Origin of the sequence: Endozoicomonas sp., from assembly GCF_031844845.1 — a bacterium.
GTDB lineage: Bacteria > Pseudomonadota > Gammaproteobacteria > Pseudomonadales > Endozoicomonadaceae > Endozoicomonas.
Genome location: NZ_JAVRMB020000182.1, coordinates 1 through 9,380 on the forward strand (window position 1 = coordinate 1; position 9,380 = coordinate 9,380).

General features: G+C 47.3%; 9 protein-coding genes. 4 read left to right on the forward strand and 5 right to left on the reverse strand.

Going from position 1 to position 9,380, the window contains the following annotated elements:
- The coding region (locus tag RM811_RS09460) for a hypothetical protein (RefSeq protein WP_402523322.1) at positions 1-837 on the reverse strand (837 nt) is incomplete at its 3' end.
- A 161-nt stretch (positions 838-998) separates the two neighbouring features.
- Positions 999-1,958 carry a LysR family transcriptional regulator gene (locus RM811_RS09465; RefSeq protein WP_402523325.1) on the reverse strand — a complete coding sequence of 320 codons (960 nt, stop codon included), beginning with the start codon at positions 1,956-1,958 and terminating at the stop codon, positions 999-1,001.
- Positions 1,959-2,240: 282 nt separating this feature from the next.
- Here RM811_RS09465 and RM811_RS09470 point away from each other — a divergent pair, with 282 nt between their 5' ends.
- Positions 2,241-2,711, forward strand: coding sequence for a hypothetical protein (locus RM811_RS09470; RefSeq protein ID WP_402523328.1), 471 nt, complete (start codon positions 2,241-2,243; stop codon positions 2,709-2,711).
- Positions 2,712-3,028: 317 nt separating this feature from the next.
- Here the strand turns inward: RM811_RS09470 and RM811_RS09475 are convergent, their stop codons facing one another.
- Positions 3,029-4,375: a hypothetical protein gene (locus RM811_RS09475; protein ID WP_402523330.1), complete on the reverse strand. Its 1,347-nt coding sequence runs from the start codon at positions 4,373-4,375 to the stop codon at positions 3,029-3,031.
- Positions 4,376-4,502: 127 nt separating this feature from the next.
- Between RM811_RS09475 and RM811_RS09480 the strand changes: the two genes are divergently transcribed.
- From RM811_RS09480 to RM811_RS09490, 3 genes are all read left to right on the forward strand, one after another.
- Positions 4,503-5,624: a helix-turn-helix domain-containing protein gene (locus tag RM811_RS09480; RefSeq protein ID WP_402523332.1), complete on the forward strand. Its 1,122-nt coding sequence runs from the start codon at positions 4,503-4,505 to the stop codon at positions 5,622-5,624.
- 324 nt (positions 5,625-5,948) lie between these two features.
- Entirely contained in the window at positions 5,949-7,181 is a 1,233-nt protein-coding gene (locus tag RM811_RS09485; RefSeq protein WP_402523334.1) for a parallel beta-helix domain-containing protein, read from the forward strand.
- A 3-nt stretch (positions 7,182-7,184) separates the two neighbouring features.
- A complete protein-coding gene (locus RM811_RS09490; RefSeq protein ID WP_402523336.1) occupies positions 7,185-8,378 on the forward strand; it encodes an SO2930 family diheme c-type cytochrome in 1,194 nt (397 codons plus the stop codon).
- Positions 8,379-8,539: 161 nt separating this feature from the next.
- Here RM811_RS09490 and RM811_RS09495 read toward each other — a convergent pair whose 3' ends face one another.
- Positions 8,540-9,064, reverse strand: coding sequence for a Kazal-type serine protease inhibitor family protein (locus RM811_RS09495; RefSeq protein ID WP_402523338.1), 525 nt, complete (start codon positions 9,062-9,064; stop codon positions 8,540-8,542).
- Positions 9,065-9,185: 121 nt separating this feature from the next.
- Positions 9,186-9,380 (reverse strand): hypothetical protein (locus RM811_RS09500; RefSeq protein WP_402523340.1); only part of this gene is annotated, 195 nt, incomplete at its 5' end.

The following is a 9,380-nucleotide window of genomic DNA, read 5'->3' on the forward strand; positions in this document are numbered from 1 at the left end:
AAATTGTGGCGGGTTATCTATCCAATATTTTATTTTTTTAAGCGTATCCATTTGGCCTGATGCATATAAAAGTAAAGCGGTCAGATAGTGACTGAGAAAACCCTGATTTTCATTAGAAATTATTTCTGCAATGGGCTCATAGAGGTGAACACTATTATCTTTTAACGCACCGATTTCCCTGAGCTGCTGAGGCAGGCCGACGGGCATAAAGAACACACCCAGCTCCTCGCCCATGGTCTCCAGAAGATCCACAGAGTTTCGTAGCAACTCTTTTATCTGGTGACTGTACTCAGAAATATTAGTGGGCCTATGGCGAAGATGGTAATAAATCTGGCCAAAAATGGCACCTTTAAGAGCCGTAACATATTCAATAAGGGTGATTGGCTCTCTGTTAATCACCGGATCAAAGTTATTGTTTTTTATATTATTGAACGCATCCTGATTATAGGATGTTACAAACCTTAACCAGACAAACTCCGGAAGAATAACACCTATACAACCTTTTGGATTTACTGATTGTCTGGCTTTAATAAACGCCCGAAGATCGTTTTCAAGAAACTCTGTATAAACAGAGTGATGAGCCATTAATTTTGGGACCTCTGTAACCTTTTGAGGGCCAAAATAGGCCAGAGTATGTGGGTAATTAACAACACCAAAGTCAGCCAATCCCTGTAACGCCCCCTTAGTGTCGGGATTTGACAGTCCGTTTTCAAGCCCTCCGGCATGGCTGGCTCCCGATATAATAATTTCAATTGCAGGCTCTTCTGAATGAAGATACAAAGGAAATAGCAACAATAAAACAGGAATTAGTTTTTTTGCTTTTATTAAAAACAACATGCCGACCTTATTAGCTGATCAATTAAGAAGGTCAAGTATAGAACAATCAATCAATACAGATACTTTTAACTCCAGAGCTCCCTATAGCTCTTCATCAGAACAAAACTCATCATTAAAAGCCGGAGTCAGATTCTCCCAACCATTCCGGCTTTCTCATAAACTTACTGAATGGTAATACAGTCCTCTTCGTTCATCAGTGCATTCTGCCTTTCCATCTCCTTCAGCTGAAGACGAAAATGGTTGATGATGAACTCCCGGAACCAGCGATGAGCCCGATTATGCTCCCAATATTCCGGCCACACCACGTAATACTCAACCCTGGGGGGCTTACCCGGCAACACTTTCTTTTTCATATTCTGTACATAGATATTGGACTTGGCGGCTTTCTCCATGGTGACCAGAATATGGCTGGTATCCTTTACCAGTTGCAAACCAATAGGCAGGTTAGGCGTCTTGGCGACAACGCGTATGTTTTCACTGAGCCCTACCAGATAGTCTCTGATAAAGTGCGGGCTTCCCATCCATGAAGAGTGGCGGATCACAGAATAATGCTCAAGATCTTCAACCGTAATGGCATCCTCTGAAATGGGGTGATCTTCATTGACCAGCGCACAGATAGTATCTTCCATTAAGGGTTCATAGCTAAAACCAGCCGGCGGTTTACCCACATACCCCAAAACCAGGTCCACCTGCCCTGCTTCCAGCTTTTTATCCAGCTGAGGGCTGAACTGTAATAGTTCAAAATTAAAATGAGGCGCCTGCTTCCAGAACTGTTGCAGAATCCGGGGAAGTATCTGCTCAAGAACAATGTAAGTCCCGGCAATGGTGAAATTCTTTTCTGTAATCCAGGGGTCAAACTGCTGGTTTTCAAAGATGGTGCTCGCTTCAGTCACCACGCGATTCACATCATCTTTCAATGCCAGTGCTTTTTCAGAGAGAAATATCCGATTCCCCTCACGGACAAGAATCGGGTCATTCAAAGCCTCACGTAATTGCGCCAGAGTTCGGCTCATGGCCGACTGGGTAACGTGCATTTGCTTGGCAGCCAATGAAACACTTTGGGTATCCAGTAACGCCTTGAGGCCAGGCAAAAGATTCAGGTTCAGTCGGTACAAGTTCATGCTTTGGTAACCAGCGCCTCAAAGATTGGACACATTAAAATAGCGATAAGAATTAAAAATCAGCATTGAAAAAACAAAATAGCTGGTAACCAAAGTATCCAGCCACATCAGCTTGAGACTATAGTCATACCACTCCAACTTCATCAGTACTAACCCCTATACATTCATCGCTAATCAGGTACACTGAAAAACAGGAATCAGAGTTATCTCTGGTGAATCTCGCCTTGGCGTCTGGCAAACTTTTTTGTCAGGCATCAGCTAAAATAGCTGTCAGGAGGGTCTATGAGCCAAAACAAGTACAAGAGTATTCAGGATCTGGTAGACAACTACATCGACTCTGGCCTGTCTGCCAGAGAGTATGTAGAAGCCCGTGTGGATGCCGGAGATCTTAGTGCTGCCGAAGCCCTGAAACTGCTGTCTATTCTTCGGGAATCGCAGTCCATTACCTTTAAGCTGGCCGAAGTCAGTGATGATGAGTTTTCCGGCCTGCAGATGGTACTTATTCGCAAGGACGATGAGGAAGAAGATTACACGGATGATGCTGAACCACTGTTCAGTATTGAAATTGACGAAAGCCTGAACAACCATCGTGATGATGTTATTAACATGCTTCAGAAGTTTGCCAAAGAGCTGGCCGTGCTGGCTACTCGTGGAGAACTCGAAGAAGCTGAAGCCGTCGACACCATTGATGACAACCCGGAAGACTGGCTGGATCACCCGAATATTCTACCTGCCAGCGAAACCCGCCACTGATAAATCAGTACTGAACATCTTACATACCCCTCTGAAAAACTTCTGAAAAAAACCCGGCATAGACCGGGTTTTTTACTGATGCTCCAAAATGCATATAAGGCTATGTTCATATAGCTCAATCGTTAGTCATCAACAATTTCATTGATCAAACCATTGAATGACCTGTGGATAAGTTCCTGCACCCCACTATTTCCAGCCATGCACAATAACTGTTCGTTTTTTGTACAGCACTACCTGAAAAGACAATACTGATCAAAATACATCATCTTGATCCATGTAATAACCTCAAGATATTAGCAGCGTTTAATCATTTCCAGTTAGGACTCTGACTGATCGTTACTTGAGTTATCTACAGACAAAATAGCCTCAATATAAGAGGCTCCATTGTCAGAAAAACCCTCCAGTAAGTCCGTGATAACATCAATCAACGCGTTAAAGCCATCTTCACCCGATGTCTGTAGTACGGTTTCCTGTAATGATGTCCTGGCATTCAATTCAGAAAACTCTACAGCCGGATCATTCACATAGTTTTCTGGCATCGCCCTCTCCAGCACATTGTGAATATCATGGCCTTTGTCGTATGACAGCTGTGACATTACCGTAACAATATGATGATTATTAAATTTACGGGCTTCACCCTGTCGGGTTAATGCCTGAATCGTCGGGTGCTCCAGATTCTGCTCCAGGTATGCCTGGGTCATCACCAGACTCTGAAAATTTTCAAGCACCGTATGGCGGTTTGATGCCAGCTGAATTGCATTTTCCTGGGCAGTCGGAAACCCGATAATATTCAACAGTCCAACTCTTAGCGTTTCCAGAGTACTGTTTCCCGGAACCGGCATCACATGATAAGGGTTAGAGAAGTCACCAATGTAATGCAGCCCCCAGCCCATAAAGCGCCAACCCCAATAATCATGACCCTGATTAAAGGCAAATTCAGAAAGCTGTTTATAGAGCTGAATCCGGTATTCCGGGTAGGTTCGTTTAAGAAAGCCCCCAAAGGCGTAAACAATGGATGCTTCATGGTAGAAGCCCATATGAAAAGGCGCCTGAGTGCTGTAGTCCAGGTTAGGATTACCAAACGGTTGCTCACCGAAGCCGTATACTTTCCCATAATCCGTATTACTGTCAGTAAACAGACCAATATCCAGTCCATAATCAGGTTCAACACTGGCCGTGCTCACCACATCCAGCGGAGCTACCTTTGCTCCCGGCATTAGCTGAACAAACTGCACACCTTCAAGGGAATCGGAGTCTGCTAATGTGCTGACTGACGCAAAGTCTATCTCGGGCTGTTGACGTTTATCTCCCGGGAGCAGCTGTAAATACAATGGCAATTTGGCATTGGGGTTTATACGAACCGCCTGAGTAAAACGGCTACGAAGATCTTTCCTGCTGTCCTTCGCTTTGAATGCCAGCGCATCTGGACGGGGGGCGTAGTGCCAGAGATTTTCCCGCATCCAGCTTTCCTGCTGATCCAGAAACGTTTCCAGCGCCTTCTCATTAGCCATCAAAAAACTATCCAGACTTTCCACTGCCACCGGTGCTGCATCGCGAACCTGTGGCAGAGTCGCCACCAGCGGATACGTCACTAACGTGTGGTTTGACCAGGCAAATACCTGAGCAGAGAACATCAGGGAAACAGCAAAACAGAAAATACGCATAATCAGGCTCTATAAGATAAAGTTTTTATTTATTTTTTATGCGTATACCATAGCGATTGTTAAGGGTTGATGACAAATGGATATCAGCCATAAAAATAAGAATAATTTGTCGGAAACGGGGATCAGGATGCCTGACTACCAAATTGCCGCCACCTTTTTCAGCCTCTCACTGGCCATGATGACCTTGCTTCAGGTCTTGCCAGGAGTGAAAGACTGTCGGGCTGTATGTTTTGCTGTGTTACAAGTGAGTCTGATGGGTTATCTACTACAACCGGTGGTTGAGTCCCGGACTGAAAACTTCTGGCTGATCTGGCTCTGTGTCGTGTTTCGCAGCATGATCCCCACCCTGTTCTGGATGGTCTGCCTGCTACTATTTGACGACAACTTTCGTTTGAATAGAAAAACTCTGGCTATTCCTTTATTTATTATTTTTTCACCCGCTATCGGTAGAGTCGGTGCTTATCTTTTCGGCCTTGATACCTCATTTATATTCAACTGGTTGATGTTCCGCCTTCCACAATGGCTGGAATTTATCCTGATCGCCCACGCGCTGATTACCGTTGTCCGCAGTATGCGGGATGATCTGGTGGAATCCCGCCGTGAATTACGAGCCTGGCTGCTGGGAAGTGTCGGCTTTTATATTGCCGTTGTAGTGACCATGGAGCAGTTCTTCAACGGTGGCCCTCCCGTGTTCAAACTTGCTCAACCCGTACTTCTGGCAATATTCCTCTTTGCTTTCTATGGCCGGTTGCTGAAGTTTCGCTCCGGGTTGCTGTTTTCCGAGCCCGAGTCAGAAACTTTGCCAACGGCAGAAACCATACCCACAGATCAGCCATCACCTCCTGACTCAGAGCCGCCGGCAGAATCTGTCAATATATGGATAGACAAACTTAAAGGCATGATGGAGACGCAGAAACTTTATCGTCAGGAAGGTATTACCATCAGCGACCTGGCTGAACTTATGGATATTCAGGAGTACCGGCTTCGGCAACTGATTAATCAGCAAATGGGATACCGGAATTTTAATGACTTTCTTAATGGCTATCGTATTCAGGAGAGTTGTTGCCGGTTGATCTCTGTGCAAGATGCCCAGTTACCAGTACTGACTATTGCACTGGATGCGGGCTTTCGTTCGCTCAGTGCATTCAACCGGGCCTTCAAGGAACGGACGGAAATGACGCCAAGCCAATATCGAAAAGAGCACAGCTTCCAGACAGAGCCTGTATCCGGGCATGAATTAATATCCTGATAACCTTCATATATAAAGAAATGATATCGCTCCCACGCTCGGAAGCTGTCGCAAAACCCTCCAGAAACCTCGTTCCCATGCTCTGCGTGGGAATGCATACCAGCACTCCCCGCTAACTCCGCGCCTGTTGCCGACTAAGGTATGCATTCCCACGGAGGACCATGGGAACGAGAGCAAAGCGAGACCGACTAATTATGAAATTTACTGACTGATTTCAAAATCAGGTGTTTTTTTAGCATTTTCAGTCAGATTATCTCCTCCGCCCTGCGTTACCCTGAACTCCTAAGCGCTCGTAAAACAACAATAAGAATAAGGATGCCCCTTTTGAAAATCCGTTCTGTGCTGGCAGTCACTGCTACTGCTTTATTACTTTCCGCCTGTGGACAGGAAAGTGCCCAGGAGGCAATCCAGACGACAGAAGCTGCCAAAAATTTCCGCAAAGATCTCCAGTCTCAACTGATCAAGGCAAAACCCGGCGATGTTATTGAACTGCCTGAAGGGACGTTCAGCATTGATCGCAGCCTTTCCCTTAATGTGGATGGGGTAACCATTCGCGGTGCCGGTATGGATAAAACCATCCTCTCCTATAAAGGACAGGTGGCGGGAGCTGAAGGCCTGCTGGTTAATGCCAGTGACTTTATCGTTGAAGATCTGGCCATCGAAGATACCAAAGGCGATGCCATAAAAATCAACCAGGGTAAAAATATTGTTATCCGCAGGGTTCGGGTCGAGTGGACCAACGGCCCGGATAATAAAAACGGCGCCTATGGTCTTTACCCGGTACAGACTGAAAACACGCTGATCGAAGACTCTGTTGCCATTGGCGCTTCGGATGCCGGCATTTATGTAGGTCAATCCAGAAACGTCATCGTTCGCAACAACCGGGCAGAATACAATGTGGCCGGTATTGAGATCGAAAACACCATTGGTGCTGACGTTTATGGCAACGTAGCCACCAATAACACCGGTGGCATTCTGATTTTCAATATGCCGTACCTCAAGCAACCCGGACATACCACAAGGATTTATAACAACCAGATCGTTGCCAATAATTATGAAAACTTTGGCACGGAAGGAACCGCGGTTGCCGCGGTACCTGCCGGTTCCGGAGTGCTGATCAACTCTAACGACAATGTCGAGATATTTGACAACGACATCAAAGATAACAAAACCGCCAATATCATCGTCAGCAGTTACTACACCGCCGGTTATGATGAAAATTACCAACTGGCTAAAGACTTTGATCCCTACCCTGAAAGCATTTATGTCTACGACAACCGCTTTGAAGGCGGTGGTGACAGCCCCGATCGCATGGAACTCAAGGCCCTTAAAATTGCCGAGTTTGGCTTCAGTGGCAGCCTGCCCGATATCCTCTGGGATGGCATCGTAAACCCTGAAAACAAAACACCGGCACTGTGTATTGATAATGGTGACAGCGGTATTGTTAATGTAGATGCGGGCAATAACTACAGCAATATCAGTACTGATATGACCGCTCACCGTTGCTCTGTTCCCAAACTGGCGGCTATTTCTCTGCCGCCAACTATGGAGGGCTGATGTATGCCTGCAGTTATCAGGGTTTCTGCCTGGATAAAGGTTTTCCCGGTTTTGCTGTTAGCCCTGGTATTGGCAGGCTGTGGTGACAAACCCCAGCCGCTGCTGATGACCTCGGGGGATAACTATCCGGAAAACCTCAGTCAGTGGAATGTGCTACAGATCAGCCGTAAAAAAATCACACTGCCAGAGTCAGTTATTCCCTATGACCTGAACACACCACTGTTTACGGATTATGCCAGCAAACTGCGTACTCTCTGGATGCCTGAAGGAAAGAAAGCCCGTGTTGTTGATGGTGAAATACAGTATCCCGTGGGCACTATTATCAGCAAAACTTTCTACTACCCGGTTTCTGGTAGTAATAGGACTGTATTGCTCGCCAGTGAAGGGGATCAGTCGCTGTTTAATCCTAAAGAAGGCTTACCTCTGGAACAGGCTCGGCTGATTGAAACTCGTTTGCTGGTACATCAGGAAGAGGGATGGATAGCTCTGCCTTACGTATGGAATGAGCAACAGACCGATGCGGTTCTGGAGTGGGCGGGTGACAGTAAACAGCTCAGTGTCACAGGGATTAACGACTCAAAAGAGGAGACACCGTTTACTTATATTACTCCGGATGCCAACCAGTGTGCCGGCTGCCATGCAGAAGACGACAACAGGCAAGTAGTGAAACCTTTAGGGCCAAAGATTCGTCACCTTAACCGGAATTTCACCTATGCCTCCGGTGAAGACAACCAGCTGGCCTATCTGATTCGTAATAATTTATTAGATGGGTTAGAAAACCTGACAGGGGCACCACAAAACGCGCTCTGGCCCAATGGCAGACCAGGTGAAACACTGGCTAACCGGGCGCGCAGTTACCTGGATGCTAACTGCAGCCATTGCCACAACCAGCAAGGTGCCGCCCGAACCAGTGGGCTGTTCTTGACCATGGATACCCCATTGGATGCCAGACTGGGTTTCTGTAAGCGCCCTATTGCCGCCGGTAAAGGCGCAGGAAACCGGCCTGTGGACATCCTGCCGGGACATGCGGATCAATCCATTCTGACCTATCGGATGGCAACGCTTGAACCTGGCGAGATGATGCCGGAGCTTGGCCGGTCTCTCAGTCATGGCAAAGGTGTTGACCTGGTCAGTGAGTGGATTAACCAGATGGATCCGGACGCCTTTCCTTGTGTGGGTGGGGGTTACGGTTCCTGACCCCGTTCCCACGTTCTTCGACGTCGCAAAAGGTCTTACCTGATAAACCTGATGCCCAATGGCAGCTGAGCTGCCGTTTTTCTACGACTGAGCCGGTTATTACCAAAGCGGTGTTATTGATGGTTATGAGTAGCGGGTGAACCGGTTCCGCATTTTTATCATCAGGGTGAAGGCGTAACGGGCGGGCACTCACCTTGATCCACAATAAAATAATCTTGCACACCTTTAATACACTTAAACCTATCGAGTACACAGGAGCTAGGGTATGTTTTACCATCGCTGGCGCAGACTGGCTGATAAATAACGGGGCAATTACGCCAACAGGTGACAGGATTGTTGGTAGCGGTTTCGGTAAACGACTGAACCACCTGGGTAACCAATTCGGTAGCCGACTTAGTAACCGATTCGACCATTATTTTGGTCGTGTTCATTACTGCTGTTATGTTCCTGCCTGCTAAGCCCTCCGACTCCTGCTGATCGTCATCAGAAGACCATAACACCAAGGCTGCCACACCAGCCGCAACGCATATGCAGGAAAAAACGACCACTGCCAACACCACATTACGGCCAGAAAGGCAGGAGGTAGAGCTGGGACTGGGTTGACCGGAATCAACGGAACCGAGTTCAACATTCCCATCTGACGGAACCGCAGAATATTTAGTGGCACTTATCGCCAATCCTTCCATACAGACACCCCGTGCAACATAAACAGGCCAAAAGTTCAAAAATTATAGCAGGGAAAACAGGGGCAAGGATGCCTGGGCGGGTGGGGTAGTTTGCGGCCTGCGGAGGCGCGGAAATGCCGATTTATACTACCTCAGTCATTCTCACAAAGGCGGGAATCCATCGCTGCCGTGGATCCCCGCCTTCGAGGCTGTCGCAAAACCCACCAGGAACCTCGTTCCCACGCTCTGCGTGGGAATGCATAGCCAACCACAGGAATCGTGTCTGTGGTTGGGTCCTGGCGCTACCACGCAGAGCGTGGGAGCGAGGAGGGTTTTG